General features: G+C 40.8%; 28 protein-coding genes. 21 read left to right on the top strand and 7 right to left on the bottom strand.

Features of this window, described 5'->3' with window-relative positions:
• The first annotated feature begins 7 nt into the window (after nt 1-7).
• Both pgaC and pgaD read left to right on the top strand, forming a co-directional pair.
• A complete protein-coding gene (gene pgaC, locus F936_RS14645) occupies nt 8-1,264 on the top strand; it encodes a poly-beta-1,6-N-acetyl-D-glucosamine synthase (protein WP_005048474.1) in 1,257 nt (418 codons plus the stop codon).
• A gap of 88 nt (nt 1,265-1,352) precedes the next feature.
• Nucleotides 1,353-1,772, top strand: a complete 420-nt coding sequence (gene pgaD / locus F936_RS14640; RefSeq protein WP_005048472.1) for a poly-beta-1,6-N-acetyl-D-glucosamine biosynthesis protein PgaD — start codon at nt 1,353-1,355, stop codon at nt 1,770-1,772.
• A gap of 44 nt (nt 1,773-1,816) precedes the next feature.
• Here the strand turns inward: pgaD and F936_RS14635 are convergent, their stop codons facing one another.
• From F936_RS14635 to F936_RS14620, 4 genes are all read right to left on the bottom strand, one after another.
• Nucleotides 1,817-2,377, bottom strand: coding sequence for a TetR/AcrR family transcriptional regulator (locus F936_RS14635; protein WP_005048470.1), 561 nt, complete (start codon nt 2,375-2,377; stop codon nt 1,817-1,819).
• Between the two features lie 22 nt (nt 2,378-2,399).
• A complete protein-coding gene (locus F936_RS14630) occupies nt 2,400-3,284 on the bottom strand; it encodes an alpha/beta hydrolase family protein (protein ID WP_005048467.1) in 885 nt (294 codons plus the stop codon).
• A gap of 34 nt (nt 3,285-3,318) precedes the next feature.
• Nucleotides 3,319-4,107: a crotonase/enoyl-CoA hydratase family protein gene (locus F936_RS14625; RefSeq protein WP_005048465.1), complete on the bottom strand. Its 789-nt coding sequence runs from the start codon at nt 4,105-4,107 to the stop codon at nt 3,319-3,321.
• A gap of 195 nt (nt 4,108-4,302) precedes the next feature.
• Nucleotides 4,303-5,247: a DMT family transporter gene (locus tag F936_RS14620; RefSeq protein WP_005048462.1), complete on the bottom strand. Its 945-nt coding sequence runs from the start codon at nt 5,245-5,247 to the stop codon at nt 4,303-4,305.
• 402 nt (nt 5,248-5,649) lie between these two features.
• Between F936_RS14620 and pnuC the strand changes: the two genes are divergently transcribed.
• From pnuC to F936_RS14600, 3 genes are all read left to right on the top strand, one after another.
• Nucleotides 5,650-6,240 carry a nicotinamide riboside transporter PnuC gene (pnuC, locus tag F936_RS14615; RefSeq protein WP_005048460.1) on the top strand — a complete coding sequence of 197 codons (591 nt, stop codon included), beginning with the start codon at nt 5,650-5,652 and terminating at the stop codon, nt 6,238-6,240.
• Between the two features lie 470 nt (nt 6,241-6,710).
• A complete protein-coding gene (locus F936_RS14605) occupies nt 6,711-7,178 on the top strand; it encodes a hypothetical protein (protein ID WP_005048455.1) in 468 nt (155 codons plus the stop codon).
• Nucleotides 7,179-7,200: 22 nt separating this feature from the next.
• Nucleotides 7,201-7,500 carry a hypothetical protein gene (locus F936_RS14600; protein WP_005048453.1) on the top strand — a complete coding sequence of 100 codons (300 nt, stop codon included), beginning with the start codon at nt 7,201-7,203 and terminating at the stop codon, nt 7,498-7,500.
• A 45-nt stretch (nt 7,501-7,545) separates the two neighbouring features.
• Here the strand turns inward: F936_RS14600 and F936_RS14595 are convergent, their stop codons facing one another.
• Complete coding sequence (locus F936_RS14595) at nt 7,546-8,358, bottom strand: IclR family transcriptional regulator (protein ID WP_005048450.1); 813 nt, start codon at nt 8,356-8,358, stop codon at nt 7,546-7,548.
• 273 nt (nt 8,359-8,631) lie between these two features.
• Between F936_RS14595 and F936_RS14590 the strand changes: the two genes are divergently transcribed.
• The 14 genes from F936_RS14590 (at nt 8,632) to F936_RS14525 (ending at nt 22,087) form a co-directional block, all read left to right on the top strand.
• Nucleotides 8,632-8,937, top strand: coding sequence for a non-heme iron oxygenase ferredoxin subunit (locus tag F936_RS14590; protein WP_003653126.1), 306 nt, complete (start codon nt 8,632-8,634; stop codon nt 8,935-8,937).
• A gap of 27 nt (nt 8,938-8,964) precedes the next feature.
• Nucleotides 8,965-9,264: a recombinase-like helix-turn-helix domain-containing protein gene (locus F936_RS14585; protein ID WP_003653124.1), complete on the top strand. Its 300-nt coding sequence runs from the start codon at nt 8,965-8,967 to the stop codon at nt 9,262-9,264.
• Between the two features lie 16 nt (nt 9,265-9,280).
• Nucleotides 9,281-10,348: an aromatic ring-hydroxylating oxygenase subunit alpha gene (locus F936_RS14580; protein WP_005048447.1), complete on the top strand. Its 1,068-nt coding sequence runs from the start codon at nt 9,281-9,283 to the stop codon at nt 10,346-10,348.
• On the top strand, nt 10,341-11,105 hold the full coding sequence (locus tag F936_RS14575) for an SDR family oxidoreductase (RefSeq protein ID WP_005048445.1): 765 nt from the start codon (nt 10,341-10,343) through the stop codon (nt 11,103-11,105). The genes F936_RS14580 and F936_RS14575 overlap by 8 nt, the downstream gene beginning before the upstream one ends.
• 11 nt (nt 11,106-11,116) lie before the next feature.
• Entirely contained in the window at nt 11,117-12,046 is a 930-nt protein-coding gene (locus tag F936_RS14570) for a VOC family protein (RefSeq protein ID WP_005048442.1), read from the top strand.
• A gap of 28 nt (nt 12,047-12,074) precedes the next feature.
• Complete coding sequence (locus tag F936_RS14565) at nt 12,075-13,286, top strand: NAD(P)/FAD-dependent oxidoreductase (protein WP_004641727.1); 1,212 nt, start codon at nt 12,075-12,077, stop codon at nt 13,284-13,286.
• Nucleotides 13,287-13,328: 42 nt separating this feature from the next.
• Complete coding sequence (locus F936_RS14560) at nt 13,329-14,552, top strand: MFS transporter (protein ID WP_005048439.1); 1,224 nt, start codon at nt 13,329-13,331, stop codon at nt 14,550-14,552.
• 23 nt (nt 14,553-14,575) lie between these two features.
• Nucleotides 14,576-15,097 carry a cupin domain-containing protein gene (locus F936_RS14555; RefSeq protein WP_004641730.1) on the top strand — a complete coding sequence of 174 codons (522 nt, stop codon included), beginning with the start codon at nt 14,576-14,578 and terminating at the stop codon, nt 15,095-15,097.
• Between the two features lie 36 nt (nt 15,098-15,133).
• Entirely contained in the window at nt 15,134-15,958 is an 825-nt protein-coding gene (locus tag F936_RS14550) for an alpha/beta fold hydrolase (RefSeq protein WP_005048436.1), read from the top strand.
• A gap of 15 nt (nt 15,959-15,973) precedes the next feature.
• Nucleotides 15,974-16,768 carry an SDR family oxidoreductase gene (locus tag F936_RS14545; protein WP_003653108.1) on the top strand — a complete coding sequence of 265 codons (795 nt, stop codon included), beginning with the start codon at nt 15,974-15,976 and terminating at the stop codon, nt 16,766-16,768.
• A gap of 15 nt (nt 16,769-16,783) precedes the next feature.
• The gene (locus tag F936_RS14540) at nt 16,784-17,575 is read left to right on the top strand and encodes an aspartate dehydrogenase (protein WP_003653106.1); all 792 of its coding nucleotides are present in this window, start codon (nt 16,784-16,786) and stop codon (nt 17,573-17,575) included.
• 13 nt (nt 17,576-17,588) lie between these two features.
• A complete protein-coding gene (locus F936_RS14535; protein WP_005048434.1) occupies nt 17,589-19,055 on the top strand; it encodes an aldehyde dehydrogenase in 1,467 nt (488 codons plus the stop codon).
• A gap of 39 nt (nt 19,056-19,094) precedes the next feature.
• Nucleotides 19,095-20,735: a thiamine pyrophosphate-binding protein gene (locus tag F936_RS14530; RefSeq protein ID WP_005048431.1), complete on the top strand. Its 1,641-nt coding sequence runs from the start codon at nt 19,095-19,097 to the stop codon at nt 20,733-20,735.
• 155 nt (nt 20,736-20,890) lie between these two features.
• The gene (locus tag F936_RS14525) at nt 20,891-22,087 is read left to right on the top strand and encodes a hypothetical protein (RefSeq protein WP_005048429.1); all 1,197 of its coding nucleotides are present in this window, start codon (nt 20,891-20,893) and stop codon (nt 22,085-22,087) included.
• A gap of 58 nt (nt 22,088-22,145) precedes the next feature.
• On the opposite strand, the gene F936_RS14520 is transcribed toward F936_RS14525, so the two are convergent.
• The gene (locus F936_RS14520; protein WP_005048427.1) at nt 22,146-23,444 is read right to left on the bottom strand and encodes an MFS transporter; all 1,299 of its coding nucleotides are present in this window, start codon (nt 23,442-23,444) and stop codon (nt 22,146-22,148) included.
• Between the two features lie 238 nt (nt 23,445-23,682).
• Here F936_RS14520 and def point away from each other — a divergent pair, with 238 nt between their 5' ends.
• Together def and F936_RS14510 are read left to right on the top strand one after the other, a co-directional pair.
• Entirely contained in the window at nt 23,683-24,165 is a 483-nt protein-coding gene (gene def / locus F936_RS14515; RefSeq protein WP_005048425.1) for a peptide deformylase, read from the top strand.
• Nucleotides 24,166-24,342: 177 nt separating this feature from the next.
• Entirely contained in the window at nt 24,343-25,665 is a 1,323-nt protein-coding gene (locus F936_RS14510; RefSeq protein ID WP_005048422.1) for a glutaminase, read from the top strand.
• Here the strand turns inward: F936_RS14510 and F936_RS14505 are convergent.
• Nucleotides 25,632-26,420 carry an AraC family transcriptional regulator gene (locus F936_RS14505; protein ID WP_005048419.1) on the bottom strand — a complete coding sequence of 263 codons (789 nt, stop codon included), beginning with the start codon at nt 26,418-26,420 and terminating at the stop codon, nt 25,632-25,634. The two genes, F936_RS14510 and F936_RS14505, sit on opposite strands and share 34 nt — an antisense overlap.
• Between the last annotated feature and the right edge of the window lie 72 nt (nt 26,421-26,492).

Here is a 26,492-nt window from a genome sequence, read left to right as displayed (position 1 = left end):
CTGAAACATGACAATCTTTGCTGCAATATGGTCGCATGCCTTAAAATTCGTTTTTTATTACCCATTATTCATGTCGTATTTATGGATGATGGGTGCGATCATTTTCTATTGGAAAGAACGTCAGGCTCCGCCTTACGATCAACCAGCTCCATTAGAAAGTTATCCAAAAGTCGCTGTATTAGTTCCTTGTTTTAATGAAGGGGATAATGCAGAAGAAACCATTAGCCATGCTTTAAAACTGGACTATCCTCACTTTGAAGTCATCGCGATTAATGATGGTAGCTCAGACAATACAGGCGAAGTACTCGACCGTTTAGCTGAACAACATGAAAAACTGCGTGTTGTTCATTTGGCTCAAAACCAAGGTAAAGCCATGGGGTTGCAAGCCGGAAGCTTAATGACCGATGCCGAGTTTTTAATTGGTATTGATGGTGATGCTTTACTTGATCCACATGCAGCAAAGTGGATGATTCGTCATTTTCTTGAAAATCCGACTGTTGCTGCGGTTACTGGAAACCCGCGTATCCGCACTCGCTCAACTTTATTAGGGCGTATTCAGGTCGGTGAGTTTTCTTCGATTGTAGGCATGATTAAACGTGCACAACGTACCTTTGGTCGCTTGTTTACTGTATCAGGTGTAATTACGGCATTTCGTAAAAGCGCCGTTCACCAAGTCGACTATTGGTCACCCAATATGTTGACTGAAGATATCGATATTACTTGGAAGTTACAGCGTGCAGGTTGGGATATTGAGTTTGAACCGAATGCCTTGGTTTGGATTTTAATGCCTGAAACCTTAAATGGCTTGTGGAAACAACGTTTACGCTGGGCAATGGGTGGTGCACAAGTATTAATTAAAAATATTGATGTGTTCACCAAGCCAAAATTGAATTTTTTATGGCCTTTAATGTTTGAGCTTTGCTTAACATTAGTATGGTCATATTTAATGCTAGCGATGGCTGTATTGTGGTTGGCGCATTTTATTTTACCACTACCAGCACTAGCCGTTGTGAGCTCTCCATTTTTACCGTATGGTAGCGGCATTTTATTGGGGGCAACTTGTCTAATTCAGTTTGCTTTAAGCAAATGGATGGATAGTCGTTATGAACCAAACCTAGGAAAAAATTATTTCTGGATGATTTGGTACCCGCTTGTCTTTTGGTTAATTACGATTTCGGCAACCATTGTGGCATTTCCAAAAGTCTTACGACGTGGAGACGAGAAACGAGCACGTTGGGTGAGCCCGGATCGGGGCATTCGTTAGATGAAATGCGAGAGTCATGAGATTTTAAAGATCGTGCTGTATTGATGTCTGGGGAAAAACCACAGCACTTCGTTAGGTAAAGAGAGAAATGAAGACAGATTCGTTGATTATTGATTTACGCCGTCAATTACCATGGCATAAACGCTATGCTTCTACAACAAGCACAGCCATGATGTGGGCGGTTTGGTTGTTGTTGTGGCGTCCGTTCGTGTTTGTATGGCTATTGGTTGAACTACAAAAAACTCATTTGGTACACCGTTTATTTAGTGCCTTTGGTGTAGGAATTGAGCATGGTCTTACAGCATTAATTGCTTGTGCAATTTGTTTATTGTTGTGGAGCCATGTGCTACCGGAGCGTCGTGTCGGTGGTAGTGCGCTTAAAATGAAACAGACTGATGATTATGCACGCTATTTTGATTTACCTGAACATGAAATTGAGCAGGGTCGTAGCCAAAAAATTACAGTCGTTCACCACGATGAACTAGGTAAAATCGTTAGAGTTGAATAAGCCTTATTAATCAAATAAAGCCCACTTGAAGTGGGCTTTATTTTTTATGAACTGAGAAATCCAAGAATACGTTGTTTGACTTGATTAATATAAAACTCATCATGGGTGACACGGTACATCAAGATCGCACCTTCATAATCGGCAATACTTTGTTTTGCTAAAATCTCTGCTTGATCTTGGGCAAGGCTCTTCGCAAAAATAGACTGGATCGCACGTTGCCAGTCCTCAAAAATGCTGCGTATTTTGGCTAAAATTTTAGGTGAGCCATATGCTGCTTCCATAGAAATGATACCTATTAAGCAGCCGTTAACACCTTGTGTAAAAAAATGAATAGCACGCTCATGCATTTGCTCAAACCGTTCAATGGCTGAGAGTTCAGAATTTACCGTATTTCCAAATAAAGAATGAATCAAATACTGATGAGTGCTATTGAGCACTTCAAGCAATAGTGCTTCTTTGTTTGGATAATAGTAATAAAAAGAAGCTTTGGTTAGGCCACAAGCCTTTGCCAGCATGTCCATACTGGTGCTGGCGTAACCATAGGTTTTAAACTGCAAAGCACAGTGCTTGAGCAATTCTTCTTTCGCAAGTTTTTGCGGTCTCATCTTAAATTATCCAAAACATAAATCAGGCTTGTACCAAATCATCAAAAGTAGTGCGGATTTTGCTCCAGATGTGTTCGGCGCCTTTTTTAAAGTAGCCCATATGCCCAATTGCTTTCATTGAAACATCTTGAGGTTGAAGGCTGATGTATGTGACTGGAGCTTGTCGATAATGTTGCATAAATGCACGGCAAGAAGCTGGCAAAGCCCAGTCATCATCAAGGGCGGACACTGCATAAATTGGTGTTTTGACAGAAGCATATTGTTCAATTAAATGTTGCTGTTCTGGGTCAGCAAAAAAATACTTAGGATTTTTACACCACTTGCGCCATTGTTTATACACATTTAATGGCAAGTCAGAACCCATATTAAATTTGCTCCAAGGCAAATAACCTGTCACAGCGACGATAGGAGGAAACACAATATTCCAGACCACTTGAACTTTAAAACGTTCTTTAAGCGGCATATAGCCGTGCCAGCCAGCCCCAGTGCCAAACGTGTAGCAGGCCAATAATTTTTCATGATTAGGTAATAGCCCTAATGCGTGACCGCCGTAAGAATGACCCACCATTAAAAGAGGTAGGGGTTCTTGTGATAAATATTCGATAGCACCTGCTAAGTCATATTGTCCCCAGTCTAAATAAGACATATCAAATCCTTTTAAAGATTTTGGACTCGATTTCCCCACACCTCGATAATCGAAGGTGAATACTTGATAACCATATTGCGTCATATATTCAGCAAAGCGACGGTAAAATTCATGTGGGACGCCTGTTGCTCCAGCAACGACAATATTGGCTTTAGCTGCTGTCGTCGTAAAGTAACGTGTGCCGTAGAGTTGATAGCCATCTAAAGCTGAAAATTGTACATTTTGGCTAAGCTGTTCGTTCGTTTGAGTTGCTAATTGCATTGCTTTTCTCTTTATTTTTCTTGCTTGATAAAAGTTATTTACCTTTAAAAACAGGAGGTCTTTTTTGCAACATGGCAAAAACTCCTTCTTGTACATCTTCAGTTTTTAATAAGGGATGAAGATGATTTTGTAACTGGCTAAATGCAGCTTGATAACCTTCATTGATGGCTTCACGTGCAGAAGCAAGGGTGGCTTTCACCGCTAGAGGAGCCGCTTGAGCGATATGTTCAGCTAACTCGATGGCACGGTTGAGCTCCGTACCTTCAGGGCATATTTCTGTAATCAGGTTCATATCCAAGGCGGCTTTTGCATCAAAAGGGTCACCTGTCAGTAAATAGCGCATGGCTTTGGCCCAACCCGCGGCTTGAGTAAAACGTGCTGTTGCCCCACCAAAAGGTAAGATGCCGCGTTGGACTTCCATTTGGGCAAATTGCGTATTTTCACTTGCTAAAGCAATGTCTGCGTTCAGAAAGAGTTCAATACCAGCGGTATAACAATAGCCTTGTACCGCAACAATTAAAGGTTTACTCAGTTTTCGACCCACAGTGCCCCAAGGGTTCACTTCTTCATCACTAAAATCAAAAACACCTGTAGCAAGCTTAGGTTGTAACTCTACGAGATCTAAACCAGCAGTAAAATGCTCACCATGGGCAAATATTACTGCACAGCGCAGCTCATCATTATTTTCATATTCGGTGAGCGCTAGTGATAAATCTTTAATCAGGTGGCTATCAAAGGCATTACGTTTTGCTGCCCGATCTAGTCCAATTAAAAAAATATGTCCGCGAGTTTCACGGCTAACTTTTCCTTCTTGATTTGACATGTCTTGATGTCCTTTATTTGTCTTTAATAAGTTTTTAAACGCTCGTTAGAAAACTGTCAAATACAATTTATAGACTACTTCGTAAACAAAAATAGAAGCAAGGGTCAAAATAAAACTAAACTTTTATTCTTAAGATTAATATAAATATGAGGGGGAAAATAACCTGATGAGTGGCCTCAATCAGGTTGTAAAACATTATGTTGGACGACGTGAATACATCAGTAATCCTAAGCATAACAGGGTTAAACCTAAAATAAGATGTGAGCTGAGCTGTTCATGGTTGAACCATGTTCCCCAAAATGTAGCTAAAACTGGGGTAATAATGGTAATGAGCAACACAGTGGTCGGTTGTAGGACTTTGATGAGTTGATAATAAAAAATCATGGCAAGTACAGATGAAAAGACTGCACTGTAGAGCACCGCTATTGAAATTTTAAGGCTTGGAAATTCAGTTGGAAGATGTGACCAAAAGAAAGGCAACAGACATATATAACCGACCCATGAAACAAGAGTAGCACCTGTCATTTGTGTAATTGGAGGAATATGCGCACCAACAGATTTTACGGCAAAAGTCGATAATACATAAAACAGCATCGCAATCAGCTCTAACATAATACCGATGCGGTTGAGCTGAAAACCTGATGAAGACAACCCTAAAGTAAAACTCATCCCGACAAGAGCGATGCCCAGCCCAAGCCACTGCCATGCCGAAAAACGTTCACGTCCGAATAAAAAAGAGCTGATGAGTCCAGACACTAATGGAGAAGTACCGTAAATAATTGAAATAATGGCAGAGGGGACTTTATCTGCACCCATATAGCAAAAAGCCATAGAACCAAATAAACCAATGGCTCCGGCACAATAACTTAAGATGGCTTTTTTACTAAAGATAAGTTTTAAACGAAAAAATCGTAGACAGAGTAAGGCGATTGGAATCGCCAAACTGAATCGAATAAATAACCCCCATGCCCAATGAATTTCTTGTACTGTCCAGACGGCTGCGAGTGGGGTAAGTGACCAAATAATGACGACAGCAATAAATTGGCCGGCTGTAGCGAGGCGAGTTGGAGTTAAAGAGGGTGCTACAGCCGGCTGAGTCTGCGGGGTAGAAATACTCTGTTGTTCAAATAATGGCTTCATATAAAGCTCCAGAAAGTTTGGTTTTTGTGTTTTAAAAGGTCATAAAAAAAGCCGCGTTTTATGGCGGCTTGTTATGAAAATCAGGGGGTATATTACAAATGGAATATCTTGATTTTCTCATCCAAAGCGCCAGATTGTCCAAAATAAGGACGTCGCCAATCGGCCATAGAGACATTGACCTCTAAGGCATATAGTTGGTGAACCAGACATAGATGGGCTTTAGATAAAAACATGATAAGTATATTAAAATACAGGTGATATTTTTATAACACAGAAATAGAAAAGTACAAATTATATTCAAGCACGAACCACAGATTTTTTGATTTCAAATTAGCAGTTTGCTTAACTTGATATTTTTCTCATAATACCTCGTCGAATTGATCTCTATAAGAAGCTGTTCTTATGTCACCTTTAGAAATTTTTGCAGTCTTGATTAGCCTAATTGGAGTTGGATTAACTGTTATTAGGAACATGTGGTGTTGGCTGTTTAATTTCTTTGCCTTTGTTTTATATGCTTATTTGTTCTACGAATTTAAGCTTTATGGTGAAACGATTTTGCAGTTCTTTTTTATGGTCGTAAATTTTTATGGTTTTTACTACTGGTTTAAGGGAAAGCAGCAAGATCATGACATTCGTATTGAACCGATTGCAGTTCAAAAAGCAATTTTTCAAATGATTATTGCGGCGGTAGGTGGCTTGCTGTTTGGTTTGATTCTTAAAAACTTTACCGATGCAGCTGTCCCAATGCTTGATTCGCAACTTGCAGCGTTTAGTTTACTCGCAACCTATTGGACTAGTCGTAAGCATATTGCAACATGGGTACTTTGGGTGTTCGTTGATATTATTTATGTAGGTATGTTTATCTATAAAGATTTATTTTTAACTGCAGGATTATATGCAGCCTTTGTTCTAATGGCAGCTTATGGTTGGTATCAATGGGAAAAGGTTAAAAGAAAGCAGATTGATAATATAGATCTGAAAAAATCTGTTTAATTTATGAGAAAATATTAAAACAATAATCCTCTTTGGAAATTATTTGATGACTCATACTTTAAAAAAACTTTTTTTTTGTTTATTTCTTTGTTCTGGATATGCAAATGCTCAGGTTAATACTGTACCTTTAAATCAGCTCGGTAAAAGCAGGTCAGACTATACATAAAATTGATTCTGAAACCTTTGCAATAGACAATTATCAGGAGCGTGGTGGAAATTTTATTATTTTTTGGATAGCGGCCTGGTCAAATATTTATACACAAGATGTTTCTTATTATACGGATGATGAAACTTCCATAGATAGTTTTATTAAAGACAAACAGATTTATTTACAGAAGAAAAAATATTTGGATAATACCAAAACTACAAAAGTTGGATCTCCCTTAATTATTATGAAAGACAAACAAAAAGGTTTGATCATAAATAAGAGTAAGGCACAAAACTTTTAAATAATTAATTTCTGGATTTTTATGAAAAATTTAACTCATATATTTTTATTTTGTATTGGTTTTTTAGTAGCAACTACCTCTTATGCACAAGTAAATATTAAACCTTTATGGCATGGTAAAATATTGAACGGTTTTGATATTCCTTTAAATAACCTGAAAAAACCAAAGCAAGTTATTAAAGGTGAGGTTGATGAATGCAATGGTGGTTATTTCCCCGATCAATGGGTATATGGCGATGGAGTGATAATCTCTACGGGATCTTTAGATAAAGTATATGTAAGTCAGCAGAACGGTCTAAAGTATGGTTCTCGATTATTTAATCATTTAACTACCGAGAATGAGTTTAAAAAGTTTTTTGGTAAGCAGATAGATATATCTGAAAATCATACTTACTCTCTATACCCTTGGGAAGGCAGTAATGATGGTTTACACTTTTATTTTCGTAATGGAAAATTACACTACTATACGTACTCTATTGATGACTGTTAATGATTAAACTTTAAGAATAACTATGATCCTGAATTTAGTCACATATAAACAGCAACAGTTTGATCAAATTGCCGCAAAAATAATGGCAGAGCCAGAAAAATATTGTGAATTTAATTCAGTGTCAGATTTTTATAATGCCGAATGGCTCAAGGATTTTCCACAAGGTACTCAGGTGTCTGCTACAGGGTTAGATGACGGTGCTGAAGAATTTTATGCCGTTGTACAATTTAAACAGCAGTATTTAAAGTTTGATATTAAAGAAAACCATTCGGCACTTATTTTTCAAGATATGAATGGGAACGTATTTAAGCGTAATTTTTAATTTGTGAAATAAAATTGCAAAAAAAGCGACTTAACGTCGCTTTTTTTAATAAATAAATTTTGAAATTTTGTTTGCTGTTTCAACGACTAGGCTTGCGATATCTTCTTTAAATGTTCTTTCATCATAAGTTGTAATTGGGCAACTCACAGAGATAACCGCTACCATTTTGCCATTTGACTGTTTAAAGATAGGTGCCGCACAGGCTGCCATATCATGATTATAATGACCCCAGCTCACCATCGTTTTTTGTGTTTTTACATAAACTAATCTTTGCAATAAGGTTTTTAAATTGGTTGGAGTCAGTTCAGAAAAACTATCCCAATCATCAAAGTTACGGTAACGCTGACGTATTTCAGTTTCAGGTAAATCAGATAATAACATTTGACCAATCACGGTTGCATGAGCAGGCCAGCGAGTACCTAAGCTAATGTTGCTCGTGAAGGTTCCCATCGACTGAATATTATTTACAAAGACAATGTGCGTACCTTCTAAAATAGAAAGATGTACGGCAAGTTTGGTTTGATCACGTAGTTCTTTCATTAAAGGCGTCGATAAATCGAGCAATGAAAGTTTAGATAAACTGTTAAAACCTAACTCCATGACTTTTGAATCAAGCGCATAAGTTTTTTGAGAAGCTTTTCTTAAATAGCCACAAGATTCGAGCGTATAGATTAGACGAAATGCACTAGAACGGTTCACTTCTAAAATTTCAGCGATTTCTGTAATCGTCATTTCTTGTGCTTGTTGGTTAAATGCTTGCAAGATGGCTAAACCCCGTACAAGACCGGGTACTAAATATCGATCATCATTTTTTGTTGTTTCTGATTCTTGCGAATCTTCTTCAATTGTTAGGCTCATTCGTGTCATTTTCCTATAAATAAAACAAGGTTCAATTTGGGGCATGCTGCTTTATTTTAGAACTATTGTAATTGTTAAAAATACATAAAACAATTTTTATATTTAAAACTTTGTTTCTTGTTTGAAACGTAACAAAATATTTAAAATTTATTAAACCAATGAATTATCTATTTATTTTTACTTTGACAAAAAATGATCAAGGGTATTATGCTTAGCTCATGTTTTGAAAATCAAATTATGTTTTGTATATAAAACAAAATGAGGACGCAAGGTATGAGTTGGATCTCAATTTGTCAGCAGGGTGACGTTAGCGAAGATGAGCCGAAAGCCATCGAAATTGAAGGGAAGAAAATTGGCGTATTTTTCGTCGATGAAAATTACTTTGCGATTGAAAATGTTTGCCCTCATGCATATGCCTTATTAACCGAAGGATTTATCGAAGATCAAACTGTCGAATGTCCATTGCACGAAGCAATTTTTGACATTCAGACAGGTGAGCTAAAAAGTGGACCGGGATGTAGAAACCTATGTACGTACCCAGTTCGTGTTGAAGGACAAGATATTCAAATTCAACTCTAGTCCTCACATGTACAAGGAAGCAGAACAATGAAGACATTTAATGAAAAGTTGGCTAGCTGGATTCATGCAACGCCGGCAACCGATGCAGGTATCAACAATATTCAAATTCCTGGTCAATCTGAATTGTTGGTTTGGCAAACACGTTATAAAGAACCAACCGTCTACGAACAAGACTTTGTAAAGAACTTGATTCAGGCATTTTCTGCAGGCGCAACAGCATTAGATGACGTTGTTTCTGCACTTAATCAGCAGGGTTTCCGCTGTGAATCTGGTGATGAATGGACTTCTGCGAGCTTTACAGAAGAAATGCAACGTTTAGGTTATTAATTCAAGGAAGAATAAAATGAACGCAATCGTATCAGCTTCACAAAGCACTGAAGAATATTTAGAACTCGGTTTACGTGATCAATGGCATCCGGTTTTAGCAAGTTGGGAAGTGGCTGCCAATCCGGTCGGAATTACCCGTTTGGGTGAAAACATTGTGGTTTGGCGTGATGCCGAAGGTCAGGTACACGCACTTGAAGACCGCTGTCCGCACCGTGGTGCTCGTCTTTCGTTAGGCTGGAACTTAGGTGATCGAGTTGCTTGTTGGTATCACGGTGTTGAAGTTCGTGCTGATGGTGTGGTTGCAGATGTACCAGCCGTTCACGAATGTCCAATGACAGGAACCAAATGCTTAAAAAGCTATCCAGTTAGTGAACAGCATGGCGCAATTTTTATTTGGTTTGGTATCGATGTAAATGAACAGCCAAAACTGCTTGAGTTCCCAGAACAACTTGCAAGCGAAGAGTGGAGTGCGTTCCTTTGCCAAGCCGACTGGAAAGTAAACCATCAATACGCGATTGATAACGTGATGGACCCAATGCACGGGACCTATTTACACGCGACATCGCACTCGATGGCAGATGGTGAACGTACCGCAGAGATGAAGCACCGTACAACTGATAATGGCTTTGTTTTTGAAAAAGAAGGCCAAACTGGTGTGAACTTTGACTGGGTTGAATACGGCTCTACAGGTGCAAGTTGGTTACGTCTTTCAATTCCGTACCGTAAACAATTTGGTCCGGGTGGCGAGTTCTGGATTGTGGGTTATGCAACGCCAATTGATGCCAACAATACCCGCGTATTCTTCTGGCGCTGCCGTAAAGTAAGTGGCTGGCAACGCAATGTATGGCGTTTCTTATATCGCAATCACTTAGAACAGTTGCATTGGGATGTGTTGGAACAAGACCGCATTATTTTAGAAAACCTTGCACCAAATGCTCGTGAAAGAGAATTCTTATATCAACACGATGTGGGTCTTGCACGTTTACGCCGTTTAATGAAGAAAGAAGCTGAAAAGCAATTAAAGAAAATTGCTGCGCTAAATGCATCAAACCGTATCGAGATGCAGGAAGAAGCTCATGGCTAATGTAGCGTTGCTGCAAGGCAAAAAAGTTTTAGTGACTGGTGCTGCACGTGGTTTAGGGCGAGATTTCGCTCAAGCGATTGCTGAAGCTGGTGCTGAAGTTGTAATGGCCGATATTTTGTCTGAGCTCGTTCAGCAAGAAGCACAAGAGTTACAGAAACAAGGACTCCATGTTCATGCGGTCACCGTTGACCTTGCCGATGCGACCTCGATTGAAAATGCGGTAGCAAAAAGTGTTGAGCTGTTAAAAGGGTTAGATGGCCTTGTGAACTGTGCAGCGCTTGCAACTAATGTAGGCGGAAAAAATATGATTGATTACGATCCTGAACTTTGGGATCGGGTCATGAATATTAATGTAAAAGGCACATGGCTAATCAGTAAGGCATGTATTCCAAACTTAAAGCAGTCGACTGCTGGCAAGATTGTGAATGTTGCATCAGATACTGCTTTATGGGGTGCCCCGAACCTGATGGCTTATGTGGCAAGTAAAGGTGCAATTTTTGCCATGACACGTTCGATGGCAAGAGAGTTAGGACAGTTCAATATCTGTGTCAACACATTGTCTCCAGGTCTGACTTTGGTTGAAGCAACTGAATATGTACCGCAGGAACGTCACGATTTATATGTCAACGGAAGAGCGATTCAGCGTCAGCAACTTCCACAAGATTTAAATGGAACAGCATTGTATCTACTGTCGGATTTGTCCTCTTTTGTGACAGGTCAAAATATTCCGGTCAATGGCGGTTTTGTCTTTAACTAAGGAGTAGTCAAATGATTACAGGGATCGAGATTTTAAAGTTTGGAGTTGAAGATAGAGCCGCTTCAAACAAGTTTTTAGCAGATTTTGGTTTAAACCAAAGTGTTTCTGATATTGAAGGCACTGATTTATATCAGACTCAAAATGGTAGCAAGATTTATCTATTTAATTGTGATGATGACCGTTTGCCACCTGCGATTGAGCAAGGTTCAACTTTACGTGAAGTTACGTGGGGTGTTGATCATGCTCAAGACATTGAAGACTTGGCAGGCCGCCTAGCTGATGTAAATGGTTTTAAGCGTTCTGAAAATACAGTTCAGTGCCTTGATCCAAATGGCATGACCATTCGTTTTGAACAAAGTTTTGTTAAAGATGTTCAAGAACTTAAAACGGAAGGCATTAACCAATACGGCAATATTCAACGTGTGAATGCAGCAAGTCCTGTCTATGAAAAAGGTCAACCTGTTGCGATTGGACATGTCGTGTTCTTCACACCAGATTTAGCAGCAACGGAAAATTTCTATATTGAAAAAGTAGGCTTTCATTTGTCTGATGCCTACAAAAATCGTGGTGCATTCTTACGTTGCCGCGGTAAAGGTTATCACCATGATTTATTCTTGCTCAGTGTTCCAAATAAACCTGCTGGCCTAAATCATGTTGCTTTTGTCGTACGTGATATCCATGAGGTGATTGGGGGCGGTTTAAATATGAATCGTTCGGAATGGTCAACCTTTATTGGACCGGGACGTCACCCAATTTCTTCAGCTTATTTCTGGTACGTCAACTCGCCATTGGGTGGTGCATTTGAATATTACACCAACGATGATTATTTGACAGAAGAGTGGCAACCACGTGTAGAAGAACATCGTCTAGAGCTTTTCACCGAGTGGGCGATTGAGGGTGGTCTTGATGACACAACCCGCCGTCAGGTGAAGCCTGTTTAACAGGTATTGCTGAACAAGGAAGATGGCTATGGAAAAGATCGTAATTGTAGGTGCCGGACAGGCAGCGGGTTGGGCAGTAAGCACACTACGCCAAAATGGTTATGTGGGCGAAATTCACGTGGTTTCAAATGAAGATCAAGTGTTTTATGAGCGTCCGCCACTGTCTAAGCAAGTACTTTCAAAAGAAGCAACTTATGAAAGTTTGAATCTGTTTTCTAATGAGCAGGTTCAAGAGTTCAATGTTCAATGGCACAAACCGGAAATTGCGACAAAAGTTGATCGTGAACAAAAACAGGTTCATTTAGAAAGTGGTCAGGTTTTGCCCTATGACAAATTACTGATTGCAACAGGAAGCCGTGCTCGTGTACCAGTCAATACATGGCAGTTCATTCCAAATGTTGTGACCTTACGTAATGTGCATGACTGTGAACGCTTGGCCGAAATTTTAAAGCATGCAAAGAATGTCGCTGTGATTGGCGGTGGTTGGATTGGTTTAGAAATTGCGGCAACTGCGCGTAAGCAAGGTAAAGAAGTTCATATTTTTGAATATGGCGATCGTTTATGTGCAAGAAGCGTGAGTCCTGAAGTCTCTGCATTTTTAAAAAATATGCATGAAACCCAAGGCACAAAAATTCATTTAGACAGCAAGAGCCTACATTTGGTTGAAGCACCTCATCAAAAAGTTGAAGTAGTGAATCATCCACAAAATAGTCAGTTGTTTGACTGTGTGGTGGTGGGTGCGGGTGCCGAAATCGCTAAAGAGCTCGGTGTCCATGCAGGTCTCGATGTGAAAGATGGCATTGTGGTGAACTGCTTTGGACAAACTTCAGATCAACACATTTATGCCGCAGGCGATGTCGCGATTCATCCGGGTTTGGGCTATTGCATTCAGTCTTGGGCAAATGCACAAAATCAGGCAATTGCCGCAGCGAAGTCGATGCTGGGGATTGAAACTGAATATACCGATATTCCTTGGCTCTGGTCTGATCAATACCACTTTAATATCCAGATATTAGGTACGTATCAACCTGAAAAAACGAAAGAGTTAGTGATTCGCCAAGGCGGTGAAGATCAGGTGAGTTATTTATATCTGGACCATGAAAATCGTTTGCTCAACATGATTGCCATTAATGATTCGAAACTGGTCAAACTGGCAAAACGTTGGATGCAAGCCAACACTGTTTTAGACCCAAAACTTTTAGAAGATTCTGAATTTAATGTCATGAAGTTAAAACCGTAAACATTAAATCTGGTTCTCATTACCAAATCGAAGGAATGACACATGAGTAATGAAGAAAAAAGTGGATTAAAGCATTGGGTACCTGCTTTTGTCCTTATGGTGTGTGTGGTACTGGCATTTTTCGACAAGATTAGTATTGCGGTTTTATTTTCAGATCCTCATTTTCAAAGTGCAATGGGAATTGATGAAAATAAGGCCAAACTGGGCTGGCTCATGACAAGCTTCTTGCTTGCTTATGGTTTTTCATCAGTTTTTCTAAGCTTTTTGGGTGACATTTTTAACCCAAAGAAAATGCTGTTTTGGAGTGTAACTTCATGGGGCTTACTCATGTTTTGCATGGGGTTCACCACCAGTTATTCAGGCATGTTGATTTTACGTGTGCTATTAGGTTTAGCAGAGGGTCCGTTATTTGCCTTGGCTTATACCATTGTTAAACAGACTTACACAGACCGTCAGCAGGCACGTGCTTCAACCATGTTCTTACTTGGAACACCAATTGGTGCATTCCTTGGGTTCCCAATCACTGCAAATGTTTTAGCACACCACGACTGGCACACCACTTTTTTTGTGATGGCTGGGTTAACGCTAATCGCTATTTTCAGCATTGTTTTTGGTTTGCGTAATTTGCAACTTAAGAAAACCGTCGAAATTGAAGGCGAGAGTAAACGTACCAATTTCAAAGGCCATATTGCCAATACCAAGGTACTTTTGAGCAATAGAGCATTCTGGCTGGTTTGTCTCTTTAACATTGCATTGATGACTTATTTATGGGGCTTAAATAGCTGGGTTCCTTCTTATCTTATGCAAGACAAAGGCTTCAACCTCAAAGAGTTTGGAATGTATTCAAGCTTTCCATTCATTGCCATGTTAATTGGCGAAGTGATCGGTGCGTTTTTATCTGACAAGTTGGGCCGCCGCGCAATTCAAGTCTTTAGCGGTTTATTACTCGCAGGCATTTTCATGTATGTGATGGTCATCATGACCGAGCCATTATTGATTATTGCAGCGATGTCTTTAAGTGCGATGGCTTGGGGTTTTGGAGTGGCCGCTGTATTTGCTCTGCTTGCAAAAGTAACCACCTCAAATGTAGGGGCGACTGCGGGTGGAATATTTAACGGTTTAGGTAATTTTGCAAGTGCAATTGCACCTGTACTTATCGGTTACATCGTGATGCAAACACATAGTTTTAATTTGGGAATTACCTTCTTGGCTGCTGTCGCTGTCATCGGGTCATTTTTCTTGGTTCCTTTATTAAAACGTTATTAATTCACTGTATAGGAGTTTAAAAAATGACTACACAACAATTCGAATCGTGGGCACAACCAGAAAATGCTTCTTTAGAAGATTGGTTAAACACGCGTATTGCTCGCTTTGAAACTCGTAAATATGACTTTGATGCTTTGAAGTTCCAAGCAGATTACGACCCGAAATACCGCCGTGCACAAATGCGTTATATGGGTACAGGTGCAACAGGTGTTGCAAATGACGGTAACACTGTACCAGCAGAAAACTTTACGTTTTCGACCATGGTGTTGCCACCTCAGTGTGAAGGTCCTTTACACATTCACCACGACGTTGAAGAAGTTTTCTTTATGCTTCGCGGCGAAATTGATTTGTTCATTGAGCACAACGGCGAAAAATTCGAAACCCGTTTAAAAGAGCGTGACCTGATTTCAATTCCACCGGGAATCTACCGTGGTCTATTTAACCCAGGTCAAGAAGATGCCTTGATGTGTGTGATGTTGGGAACAGGCAAACCGACGATTCCAAACTATCCACCAGAGCATCCATTGTCTCAAATCAAACGTTAAGCGCTTGATGATGTGAGTTAAGGGAAAGGAATAAAAATGATGACACTCATTGAAAAGTTAGCAGAATTTCCGGTTAAAACGGTGACTGTGCAAGGCCAGCAACAAGCATATCGAGAAGCCGGTCAGGGCGAATACCTCGTGCTGTTACATGGCATTAGTTCAGGTTCTGCTTCTTGGGTGAACCAACTTGAAGTGCTGTCTCATCATTTTCATGTCATTGCCTGGGATGCACCGGGCTATGGCAAATCAGATGAACTTTTAACTGATCAGCCGAATGCTACCGATTATGCAAAGCGTTTGGCAGCGCTGTTTGAAGTTTTAAAAATTGAAAAAGCAATTGTTGTTGGCCACTCATTAGGTGCCTTACAGGCGAGTGCATTTGCTGCACTTTACCCAGAACAAGTAGAGCATTTGGTGATCGCCAATTTGGCTCAAGGCTACCAACGTCAAGACGAACAAACACAAATTCAGGTTTTTGAAAAAAGACCAAAAATGTTGAAAGAATTAGGCGCTAAAGGGATGGCAGAAAGCCGTGGGCCTCATTTGATTTATAAACAAGAACCACAAGCCTTGGCTTTAGTTTCAGAGGTGATGCAACAGTTGACCCTACAGGGATTCACACATGCATCGTACTTACTCGCATATGACGAAATACGTAATTATTTAACAGATTTACAAGTCCCATGCACAGTGATTGCAGGGCAGCAAGATCAAATCACTCCTGCGTTAGGCATACAAGAGCTTGCTCAGGAATTGCAGTTGGAACAGCACTACATCATCCAAGATGCAGGACATCTAAGTTATGTCGACCAACCGCGAGCATTTAACCAAATTATGTTGACGATTCAGGAACAATCGTAAGAGAGATTAAGGATTATGAGCTTCCAAGTTGAAGGAAAAGTTGCAGTTGTTACGGGTGGCTCCTCTGGGATTGGGCTGGCTGCTGTTGAAATACTGGTTGCAGAGGGTGCAAAAGTAGCTTGGTGTGGTCGCGATGAAGAGCGCTTGAATGCGTCAAAACTCTATATTTTAGAGAAATATCCGCATGCCAATATTTTTACCAAAGCATGTAATGTGTTGAAAAAAGAAGAAGTTCAACAATTTGCCAAAGACGTAAAACTCAATTTGGGCAATGTTGATATGCTCATTAACAATGCTGGACAAGGCCGCGTTTCAAACTTTGAAAATACGCAAGATGAAGACTGGATGAAAGAAATTGAGCTGAAGTATTTCAGTGTTTTACATCCGGTACGGGCTTTTCTTGAGGATTTAAAACACTCTGCAAATGCATCGATTACCAATGTGAACTCTTTACTGGCGTTACAACCAGAGCCACACATGATTGCCACTTCATCAGCACGAGCTGCGTTGTTGAATCTGACACACTCTTTGGCTCATGAGTTTACTCAGTATGGTGTTCGTGTGAACTCGATTTTACTCGGAATGGTCGAATCCGCGCAGTGGAAACGCCGTTATGAAACTCGCTCAGACTTAAACCAGTCATGGGAAGAATGGACAGGCAATATTGCTAAAAACCGCGGAATTCCAATGCAGCGTTTAGGCCGTCCTGAAGAACCAGCCCGTGCTTTAGTTTTCTTGGCATCTCCATTGGCATCGTACACCACAGGTGCGGCACTCGATGTCTCAGGTGGTTTTAATAAACATTTATAAATATCAGGTGCTGTCATGAAAAAGTTGATGATGATTGGTTTTGGCGCAATGGCAGCAGAAGTGCATGCACACTTGCCTCAAGATTTGCAACTGAAATGGATTGTCGTGCCGTCTCGTAGCGTTGAAAAAGTTCAATCACAAGTGTCTTCAGAGATTCAGGTGATTTCAGATATTGAGCAATGTGATGGTGCGCCAGACTATGTCATTGAGGTGGCAGGTCAAGCAGCTGTGAAAGAACATGCTCAAAAGGTTTTGGCTAAAGGTTGGACCATAGGCCTGATTTCGGTTGGAACTTTAGCTGATAGTGATTTTCTGATTCAGCTCAAACAAACAGCTGAAGAAAATAATGCCCATCTGCATTTACTCGCAGGTGCCATTGCTGGCATTGACGGTATTTCAGCAGCCAAAGAAGGTGGCTTGCAAAAAGTTACTTACAAAGGCTGTAAAAGTCCAAAAAGCTGGAAGGGGAGTTATGCAGAGCAATTGGTCGATCTAGATCATGTGACTGAAGCTACGGTCTTTTTTACCGGAACTGCTCGTGAAGCTGCGATGAAGTTTCCAGCAAACGCCAACGTTGCTGCAACGATTGCACTTGCTGGGCTTGGAATGGATGAAACCATGGTCGAGTTAACCGTTGATCCAACAATCAACAAAAACAAACACACCATCGTGGCAGAAGGTGGCTTTGGGCAAATGACCATTGAACTGGTTGGTGTGCCGTTAGCAAGTAACCCGAAAACATCAACTTTGGCTGCGCTTAGCGTGATTCGTGCTTGTCGCAACAGTGTAGAAGCAATACAGATTTAAGAAGGATTTGATCATGGCAAAGGAAATTTATATTGCAGGTGAATGGCGTTTGGGCCGCGGTGCGGTCATCCAAAGCCTGTTTCCGGCAGATCAGTCTGTCAATGCAGAAATTTCGACTGCAACGCTTGAAGATGTGAATGAAGCAATTGAAAAGGCTGATCAGGCTTGGCGTCAACCCAACTGGAGAAACAGCTTGCCGCATGAGCGCGCACGTATTCTCTACAAAGTTGCAGACATTATTGAAGCGCGTGCAGATGAATTAGCAAAATTACAAACACGCGATAATGGTAAGCCTTTAACCGAAACACGTGGTTTGGTGATGAGTGCTGCGGCGACTGCGCGTTATGTTGCAGCGGCGTGTGAAACGCTGAATGATGAACTAACGACTCAACGCGCTCCAGATTTTATGACCATGAGCGTGCATGAACCTGTAGGTGTTGTGGCAGCAATTACACCTTGGAACTCTCCAATTGCGAGTGAAGTTCAAAAGCTTGCCCCAGCTTTAGCAGCGGGAAATGCAGTGGTGTTAAAACCAGCAGAAGCAACTTCACTGATTGCTTTAGAACTTGCCAAAATTTTTGAAGAAGCAGGTTTACCAAAAGGCTTACTCAGTGTGTTAGTTGGTCGTGGTTCGGTGATTGGTGATGCAATTGCTCAACATCCGTTGGTTCGTAAAATCTCTTTTACAGGAGGAACAACCACGGGTCGTCATTTGGCGCATATTGCTGCGGACAAACTCATTACCACATCGCTTGAGCTAGGTGGCAAGTCACCAACAATCGTTTTGCCGGATGCCGATGTAGAACTGGCTGCCAAAGGCGTAGCGTACGGTATTTTTAGTTCGGCAGGCCAAGCGTGTATCGCAGGTTCTCGCTTGTTTATTCATAGCAGTCTTTACGATCAGTTTTTAACGCGTCTGGTTGAGATTACCAAAGGCTTACGCGTGGGCCATCCTGAACAGGCTGGTGTGCATTTAGGGCCACTCGTAAATGAAAAACATTTGCAGTCAGTTGATCGCTATGTGCAGCTTGCTAAAAGCGAAGGTGGTCAAGTTTTGGTTGGTGGCGAAGCATTAACAACTGGTGACTATGCCAAAGGCAGTTATTACTTACCCACTATTATTACGGGTTTAAGTAATAGTGCCCAAACCTGTCAGGAAGAGATTTTTGGCCCTGTTTTAGTCGTCATGAAATATGACAACGAGCAAGATTTGATTGCTCAAGCCAATGACAGTTGTTTTGGTCTTGCAGCTGGTATCTGGACTGAAAGTTACCGTAAAGCTTGGCGTATTGCCCGTGTGTTAGAAGTGGGAACCGTGTGGATTAATACCTACAAAAAGTTCTCGATTAGTGCGCCGTTTGGTGGCTTTAAAGACAGTGGTATCGGGCGCGAAAAAGGCCGTTTGGGCATTTTATCGTACATGCAGCAAAAGAGTATTTATATGGGGCTGAATGAACAGCCTAACCCTTGGTGCGATTAATAGATTCAAGGATTGAAAAACAAATTTTGAGGAACAGACATGACTGAACGTGTAAATGTAGGCGAAGCAATCGCAAGAGTTTTAGAAGCGCACCAAGTTGATAGTATTTATGGTGTTATTTCCATTCACAATTTACCTATTGCCGACGCAGTAGGACGCCGTGAAAAAATGCGTTTTGTTGCTGCTCGTGGTGAAGCGGGTGCGGTAACTATGGCAGATGCACATTCACGCTTTAAAGGCTTGGGTGTAGCACTGACCAGTACTGGTGCTGGCGCTGGTAATGCGGTGGGTTCACTGATTGAAGCGATGAATGCGGGTAGCCCTGTATTGCATTTAACAGGTCAGGTTGAGCGTGAATATCTTGACCGTGATGCAAGTTTCATTCACGAAACCAAAGACCAACTTACGTTTTTACGTGCATCAAGCAAAGCGGCATTTCGTATCACAAGTCCAGACAATGCAGTGGGCGTAATTCGTGAAGCTATCCGTGTGGCAACCACTGTTCCAATGGGGCCGGTAAGTGTTGAGTTGCCAATTGATGTACAAGCGGCAGAAATTGATTTGCCACTTAACCTTGGGCCAGTCAAAGCATTGCAATTGCCACAAGCTGATCAAGCTGAAATTGATCTTCTTGTGAGTGAAATCAAAAAAGCAAAACGCCCAATTTTCTGGATTGGCGGTGGAACTTTAAATAGTGTTGCCGAAGTTAAAGCAATTGCAGATTTAGGTATTCCGGTTGTGTCATCTACACACGGTCGTGGCGTATTGGCAGATGATCATCCACGTAGTTTAGGTGCATTCCACAACTCTGCAGCGGTTGAGCAGTTATTAAAAGATGCTGACTTAATGGTTGTATTGGGTTCTCGTTTACGTAGTAATGAAACCAAAACTTATTCGGTTGAGTTCCCTGAAAACATTATTCAGGTTGATGCTAACCCAATGGCTCAACAACGTAATTACAAAATTCGCAACTTCATTTGTGGTGATGCCAAAGATGTCTTAACACGTGTGTTGGAACAGCTTCAAGGTACTTCAAAAGTTGATGCCGATTACGATGCTGCTGTAGTTGCTGCAAAACAAGCTGCAATTGATGCACTGCGTAAGCAAATCGACCAATATGCTTTAATTTGTGATCACTTGCGTGCAGCTTTACCTCAAGACGGCATTTTTGTACGTGACATCACCATGTCGGGTAGTACATGGGGTAGTCGCTTGTTCCCTGTACAAGCACCGAACCAAAACATTCACTCACTTGCAGGTGCAATTGGTTTAGGTCTTGCAACTGCAATTGGTGCTTCGGTTGCTAACCCTGACAAAAAAGTGATTGGTTTGGTAGGCGATGGCGGCTTAATGCTTGGCATTGGCGAAATTGCGACCATGGTGCAAGAAAACACCAACATGGTCTTAATGATTATGAATGATGGTGGCTATGGCGTAATGCGTGGCATTCAAAATAACTACTTTGGTGGTCGTCAGTATTTCAATGAATTGCATACACCAGACTACAAACTTCTTGGCGAATCAATGGGTGTGAAGAGCTGGAAAGTCGGTAGTGCAGATGAGTTTAAAACTGTCATTCAAGAGGCGGTTGCATTTAAAGGACCAACGGTAATTGAGCTCGATATGAACTCGATTGGACCATTAAACTTTGCGGGTCCACCGCAAAAGAAACTGTATTAACCAGTTTGGATGGTTTAGTACATATGCGATGGGAGCTGCTAAGCCATCCTTTTTTTAGATATATTTTTTTATCTAAAAAACAATAAAAACGAAGTTTTACAGGTAAAACAAATAAAGTTCCAGCAGGATGCTGGAACTCAATCAAGGATGTAGAGATGAAAAAGACTTCATTGATCATAGCATTCATTGCACCACTCGCTATGGGGATGAGTGCAAGTGCGTTTGCAAAAGACTCATTACTTGAATGGAAAAGTGATGATGGAACTGACTCTTTAAAGTTAGGTGGGGTGGTTCGGTTAAATCAGCGCTATGAAGATTGGGAAGGGCCAAACCGTGGTTTTGGTAAGCTCTATTTTGATATTTTCAGGGTAGACCTAAAAGGTAAGTTTGATGATGCATATATCAATGCGAGCTATCTGTTCCAAGACCAACAGAAAACCTCAATTGAAAAAGCATATGTTGGCTATAACTTAGATGCCAATAACAGTATTGAAGCAGGTTTGGTCTATAAGCCATTTACCATTTATCCATATCCGCAAAATGGCTGGACCTACCACATTCCATTCTTTTTAGGTTATGGCAACAATATTGCACCGGGGATTAACTGGAATTATCACGACAAAGATTGGGATGTAAAACTCGGTTATTACCCGCAAATGCTAGAGACCAACTTGCGTTATTCACCTGAAAGTGCAACTTATGATGACTTGGAAGAAAATGCATTTCCATCTCAAAAGGCCTACCAGAATGAAAAGCGCCATCAGTTTAATACTCGCATTGTGCGTAAGTTAGAAACTGATTTTGGTAAGCAAGAGGTTGGTGTGTCTGGTGCGATTGCCCAGTTACATAACAAAGTCACCGATAAAGATGGCAAGTATTATGCGGTTGGTTTGCATACCGACAACAACTACAAGCGCTTTAACTTACAAAGTTCAGTCATTCACTATCAATACGACGCTAAAAATCCAGATGGTGTAAATAGTGATATGACTTTAATGGGCAATAATGGTTTTACGCCTGCCTATTTCATTGCTTCGGAAGGAACGATTGCCAGTTTAAACCTTGCCTACACTTTACCAGTCACTAACATGGGTAAGCTAAAAGCGATTAAGTTTTATAATGACTATAGCTATCTCGATAAAAAACGTGATGATTGGTCAGATTCGCAAATGAACACTACAGGCATGATGTTTATAGCTTCACCATTTATGGTTTGGGCAGATTACACGTGGGGAAAAAACTCCAATATTATTGGTGGGGCGACCAACTCAACAGGTTATACCTCGGCTACTTCGCCAAACAGCGACAAATGGTTATACCGTATTAACTTTAATATCGGTTTTACGTTCTAAAGTGAACAACATTAAAAAAACCACGCCCGTTGCGTGGTTTTTTAATCAATTAAAACTTTTAATATCTGGATTTTTCAAACTTATTCCAAAATACAAACGCAGTCACAAAGGCCAAAATGGTGAGCGCAAAAATATAATACATCGCACCAATATCACTATATTGACTAAGCCAATGGACTAAAGGCAACGTCATACCACCAACAATTGCATATGACAAATTATAAGAAAATGAAATGCCCGAGAAGCGAACAGGTGCAGGGAACATTTTGACCATGCTGCTCGACACCATGCCAACAGTGCCTGAGCAAAGACCTAGCAACATATATAAGCCAAAAATGGTTGAATGTGCGGCGTGCCCCAAACTGTTATAAAAAACTGCTGCTGTGAGTGCTACGGCAAGCGCACCTACCATCATCACTTTGCCACAGCCAAAACGGTCAGCAAAATAGCCTGCCAAAATACAGCCAACCATTTGCATGACAATGGCTGCACTTTGCATTTCAAAAGTTTGGGCGCGCTCAAAGCCAAACGTACCAGTTAATAAATTTGGCATGGCTAAAATCACCACCACCACACAGCCTGTTAAAAACCATGTAAATAACATGCCAATCACAACGGCTGTTTTATGTGTTTTTAGCACTTGTTTAACTGGCATTTCTTTTGAGATTTCTTTGCGTGCCTGCATTGCTTTAAACACAGGTGTTTCTTTTAAATAGGTCCGTAAATAAAGTGCTACAAGGCCAAAAATACCGCCTGCAATGAAAGGAATACGCCAAGCCCAGTCGTGAATCTGTCCCTCACTAAAATTCAGTGAAATCCATAAAGACATCAGTGCGCCCAATAAAATTCCTAAAGACAGTCCGGCAGTTAATAAACCATTGGCCAGTCCAATTTTTCTTTCGGGAACATGTTCAGACACAAATGTCCACGCGGCAGGAATTTCACCTCCAATCGCAATACCTTGCACCACACGCATGAGCAATAAAAGTAGTGGTGCCAAATAACCAATATTTTCAAAAGTGGGCAATATCCCGATAAACAGAGTAGGCAGAGCCATCAGTAAAATAGAAAGCGAAAATAGTTTTTTTCGCCCAACTAGATCGCCAAAATGGGCCATCACAACTCCACCTAACGGCCTAAAAAAGTAACCTGCTGCAAAAATACCGTAAGTATTGAGCATGGCCCAAAATGGACTAAGCGTACTTGGGAAAAAGAGGTCGGAAATGATTTTGGCGTAGAACACATAAATCACAAAATCGTAAAACTCTAAAGCGCCACCGAGTGAAGAAAGGGCGAGGGTTCGTTTATCTTCTTTATTCAGATAGTTCGCATCCTGCAACGTTAATTCTTGATCCATTTTTTACTTAATTGTTGTAATCGAAGCTTGGATATTAATGGAAAAGTGAAGTAAAAGTAAATGGAGGAAATTTGTGCTATAGATGAGTGTAGATTGGGTTAACCAAGAAAAGACAAAATGGTTTAAAACTAAAAATGCATTAGATGAAACAAAAACAGATGTAGGAATGGCTTTTCTTTTGAGCCGTTCAGCGACACAATAAAACTTGTCATAGCTAGTTTAATGAGAGATTCAAGGGATGAGTGTAGTTTTACCTGTAGCTAAGCGCGGTGAAGACATTTTAAAACTGATTGCTGCACCTGTCTCATCTAGTGAGCTGAACAGTGATTGGCTTTATGGGCTTGCAGCCGCCATGCATGCCACTATGCTTGAACGCAATGGTGTAGGAATTGCTGCACCTCAAGTCTATATCTCTAAACGAGTCATTATTGTGGCGTCTCGACCAAACCCTCGCTATCCCGACGCACCTGAAATGGATGCGGTAGTGATGGTGAATCCTGAAATTTTAGAGTTTTCGAATGAAACCCTCTTAGGTGAAGAAGGTTGCTTAAGCGTGCCAGATGAACGTGGACAAGTTGAACGCGCAGAAATGGTAAAGGTTAAATATTCAACACTTCAGGGTGAATTCGTTGAAACGATTTTTCACGGTTTTCCAGCTCGTATTGTTCAACATGAAGTCGATCATTTAAATGGAGTGTTATTTGTAGAAAGAATAATCTAATCCTCTATTTAAAGTTTTGAAAAAGGTATAATGAGCTTGAAATAAAGAAGTCAACGGAATTACAATACTTATATCGTGATTTTTAATTCATTCAAAAAGTATAATTTTAATATTATCAGCAGGTTGTGCTGAAAAATTGCTCTAAAGCGCAAATCTCCTCATTTAAGGTTACGGACCATGAAAACCCCTCTCCCAGATTATTTGGCAAATGTGATAGAAGCCTGTGAGGTAGATAATAGCGGGCATCTAGCTGACTATATTCCAGAGTTGGCAAATGCAAATCCAGACCGATTGGCTTTGGCAATGTCTACGGTAGATGGTGAAATTTATTCGATCGGCGATGATGATACTGAATTCACCATACAGTCAATTTCTAAACCGTTTGTATATGCTTATGTTTTACAACAGCTTGGCATTGATGCGGTACTCGCTAAAGTCGGGGTGGAACCTTCAGGGGAAGCTTTCAATGAAATTTCATTGGGTAAAGATGGCCGTCCGAAAAACCCGATGATCAACTCTGGCGCAATTACTGTACATTCATTGATTCAGGTCAAACATGGTCTACACAGTGCAGAAATTCTACGCCGTTTTATGAGCGAGCTTGCAGGCCGTGAATTAAGTTTTGATGAGTCTGTTTACGATTCGGAAGTCAAAACTGCCTATCGTAATCTTTCGATCGGTTATATGTTGCGAACTGTAGGGATTTTGGAAACTGACCCTGTCGATATTGTGAATGGTTACATTCGTCAATGTGCGATTTTGGTGACGGTTAAAGATCTGGTACGTATGGGCAGTGTACTTGCCAATGGTGGGGTAGACCCTAAAACCGGAAAACGCTTATTGAACCGATCCGTAGTGAGACAAGTACTCAGTGTCATGATGAGCTGTGGTATGTATGATGCCGCGGGTGACTGGCTTTCAACTGTAGGTATTCCTGCTAAAAGTGGTGTAGCTGGCGGTATTTTGGGTGTGCTGCCGGGTCAGGTCAGTATTGCTGCTTTTTCACCTCGACTAGATGAGCATGGTCATAGTATTCGAGGTATCGATATTTTAGAACGATTATCTCGTGACATGGGATTACATCTCATGGAAGGTACACCTTCTGCACAAACCATTGTACAAAGCCACTATCGCACAGGAAAAGATGCATCATTAAGTGTGTATGTGCTTCGGGGGGTATTGAAATTTACTGAAGCTGAAATGTTGTTGCGTATTTTACAAGACGAGACGACTGACCAAAGCACAATCGTGATTGATTTGACCCAGATTTCACTTATCCATGAGGTGGGTAAGCGTATGTTCTTAGAAGGTGTAGATCGTCTGATTGATGATGGTCATACACTCGTTTTGGTTGATCCAGAACAGCGTTTAGATCATGCGAGAACCGGCAAAGATCGAGAACTTCATGTCTATCATGATTTCGATGATTTGCTCGAAAAGCATGACCTACCTGCAAAAAAAAAGACTTATAACGACATCGCAGCACTTCTAAATTGCTGAGGTGTTTTTCCGAGATGTCGTTTAAACATCGCACTGAACGCGCTGGGGTTGGTATACCCCAGTGATTCGGAAATTTGAGCAATAGATTCACCATTCGCAATTTTACTCAAGGCAAGTGCGATATGCATTTGCTGTATCCATGCCCGATAAGATAGGCCAGTTTCTTTTTGGAACATACGCATTAAGGTTCTCGAACTCGCACCAATATCATCAGCCCAATCTGTTAAATCTTTTGAGTGATTAGGCGCGTGTAATAACGCTTGGCAAATTTTTAATAATCGTTTGTCTTTTGGCCACGGAATCTGGATAGGCAGCAAATTGGCTCGATGAATTTCTTCAAAAATCAAAATTTGTAAAGAACGAGAAAGCTCTTGAGAGGTGACAATATTTGGAGTCTCCTCTTGTTCAATTTCATTTAAACGAATCAAAAGCTCATGCAAAAGGTTGCTCACCCGAATAATAAAGCAATGTTGCCCCATTAAAGCAGCTGCATTTACTTCAACCAATGCTGTATTTAACTTAACGTGACTCAGTGAAATGACACTATGCTCGACATGGGCAGGAATCCATAACGCACACATGGGTGGCACAATCCAGACATTATTTGGTGTAAACACCTGAATGTTTCCTGTTGATGCATACAAAAACTGAGCGCGGGTATGTGTATGAGTCGGTGTGATTTCTCGGTAGGCATGCTCAGAAGATAGCCCAATCACAAGTTCAGACAAATCAGACTGAATAAGAGAATCGGACATAATTTATCCTAAAAATTGTCACTTATACGATGATTATTGGAAGATAACTTTATAAGCGACAATTTACAATAA

Origin of the sequence: Acinetobacter calcoaceticus DSM 30006 = CIP 81.8 (genome assembly GCF_000368965.1) — a bacterium.
In the GTDB taxonomy this organism is placed as follows: Bacteria; Pseudomonadota; Gammaproteobacteria; order Pseudomonadales; family Moraxellaceae; genus Acinetobacter; species Acinetobacter calcoaceticus.
The sequence above is the reverse complement of the archived record's forward strand: the minus strand, read 5'-3'. Positions and strand labels throughout refer to the sequence as shown.

What these genes read in the sequence shown, in the direction of transcription:
- pgaC (WP_005048474.1), top strand. Translation starts at nt 8, where the DNA reads ATGACAATCTTTGCTGCAATATGGTCGCATGCCTTAAAATTCGTTTTT.
- pgaD (WP_005048472.1), top strand. Translation starts at nt 1,353, where the DNA reads ATGAAGACAGATTCGTTGATTATTGATTTACGCCGTCAATTACCATGG.
- F936_RS14635 (WP_005048470.1), bottom strand. Translation starts at nt 2,377, where the DNA reads ATGAGACCGCAAAAACTTGCGAAAGAAGAATTGCTCAAGCACTGTGCT.
- F936_RS14630 (WP_005048467.1), bottom strand. Translation starts at nt 3,284, where the DNA reads ATGCAATTAGCAACTCAAACGAACGAACAGCTTAGCCAAAATGTACAA.
- F936_RS14625 (WP_005048465.1), bottom strand. Translation starts at nt 4,107, where the DNA reads ATGTCAAATCAAGAAGGAAAAGTTAGCCGTGAAACTCGCGGACATATT.
- F936_RS14620 (WP_005048462.1), bottom strand. Translation starts at nt 5,247, where the DNA reads ATGAAGCCATTATTTGAACAACAGAGTATTTCTACCCCGCAGACTCAG.
- pnuC (WP_005048460.1), top strand. Translation starts at nt 5,650, where the DNA reads ATGTCACCTTTAGAAATTTTTGCAGTCTTGATTAGCCTAATTGGAGTT.
- F936_RS14605 (WP_005048455.1), top strand. Translation starts at nt 6,711, where the DNA reads ATGAAAAATTTAACTCATATATTTTTATTTTGTATTGGTTTTTTAGTA.
- F936_RS14600 (WP_005048453.1), top strand. Translation starts at nt 7,201, where the DNA reads ATGATCCTGAATTTAGTCACATATAAACAGCAACAGTTTGATCAAATT.
- F936_RS14595 (WP_005048450.1), bottom strand. Translation starts at nt 8,358, where the DNA reads ATGAGCCTAACAATTGAAGAAGATTCGCAAGAATCAGAAACAACAAAA.
- F936_RS14590 (WP_003653126.1), top strand. Translation starts at nt 8,632, where the DNA reads ATGAGTTGGATCTCAATTTGTCAGCAGGGTGACGTTAGCGAAGATGAG.
- F936_RS14585 (WP_003653124.1), top strand. Translation starts at nt 8,965, where the DNA reads ATGAAGACATTTAATGAAAAGTTGGCTAGCTGGATTCATGCAACGCCG.
- F936_RS14580 (WP_005048447.1), top strand. Translation starts at nt 9,281, where the DNA reads ATGAACGCAATCGTATCAGCTTCACAAAGCACTGAAGAATATTTAGAA.
- F936_RS14575 (WP_005048445.1), top strand. Translation starts at nt 10,341, where the DNA reads ATGGCTAATGTAGCGTTGCTGCAAGGCAAAAAAGTTTTAGTGACTGGT.
- F936_RS14570 (WP_005048442.1), top strand. Translation starts at nt 11,117, where the DNA reads ATGATTACAGGGATCGAGATTTTAAAGTTTGGAGTTGAAGATAGAGCC.
- F936_RS14565 (WP_004641727.1), top strand. Translation starts at nt 12,075, where the DNA reads ATGGAAAAGATCGTAATTGTAGGTGCCGGACAGGCAGCGGGTTGGGCA.
- F936_RS14560 (WP_005048439.1), top strand. Translation starts at nt 13,329, where the DNA reads ATGAGTAATGAAGAAAAAAGTGGATTAAAGCATTGGGTACCTGCTTTT.
- F936_RS14555 (WP_004641730.1), top strand. Translation starts at nt 14,576, where the DNA reads ATGACTACACAACAATTCGAATCGTGGGCACAACCAGAAAATGCTTCT.
- F936_RS14550 (WP_005048436.1), top strand. Translation starts at nt 15,134, where the DNA reads ATGATGACACTCATTGAAAAGTTAGCAGAATTTCCGGTTAAAACGGTG.
- F936_RS14545 (WP_003653108.1), top strand. Translation starts at nt 15,974, where the DNA reads ATGAGCTTCCAAGTTGAAGGAAAAGTTGCAGTTGTTACGGGTGGCTCC.
- F936_RS14540 (WP_003653106.1), top strand. Translation starts at nt 16,784, where the DNA reads ATGAAAAAGTTGATGATGATTGGTTTTGGCGCAATGGCAGCAGAAGTG.
- F936_RS14535 (WP_005048434.1), top strand. Translation starts at nt 17,589, where the DNA reads ATGGCAAAGGAAATTTATATTGCAGGTGAATGGCGTTTGGGCCGCGGT.
- F936_RS14530 (WP_005048431.1), top strand. Translation starts at nt 19,095, where the DNA reads ATGACTGAACGTGTAAATGTAGGCGAAGCAATCGCAAGAGTTTTAGAA.
- F936_RS14525 (WP_005048429.1), top strand. Translation starts at nt 20,891, where the DNA reads ATGAAAAAGACTTCATTGATCATAGCATTCATTGCACCACTCGCTATG.
- F936_RS14520 (WP_005048427.1), bottom strand. Translation starts at nt 23,444, where the DNA reads ATGGATCAAGAATTAACGTTGCAGGATGCGAACTATCTGAATAAAGAA.
- def (WP_005048425.1), top strand. Translation starts at nt 23,683, where the DNA reads ATGAGTGTAGTTTTACCTGTAGCTAAGCGCGGTGAAGACATTTTAAAA.
- F936_RS14510 (WP_005048422.1), top strand. Translation starts at nt 24,343, where the DNA reads ATGAAAACCCCTCTCCCAGATTATTTGGCAAATGTGATAGAAGCCTGT.
- F936_RS14505 (WP_005048419.1), bottom strand. Translation starts at nt 26,420, where the DNA reads ATGTCCGATTCTCTTATTCAGTCTGATTTGTCTGAACTTGTGATTGGG.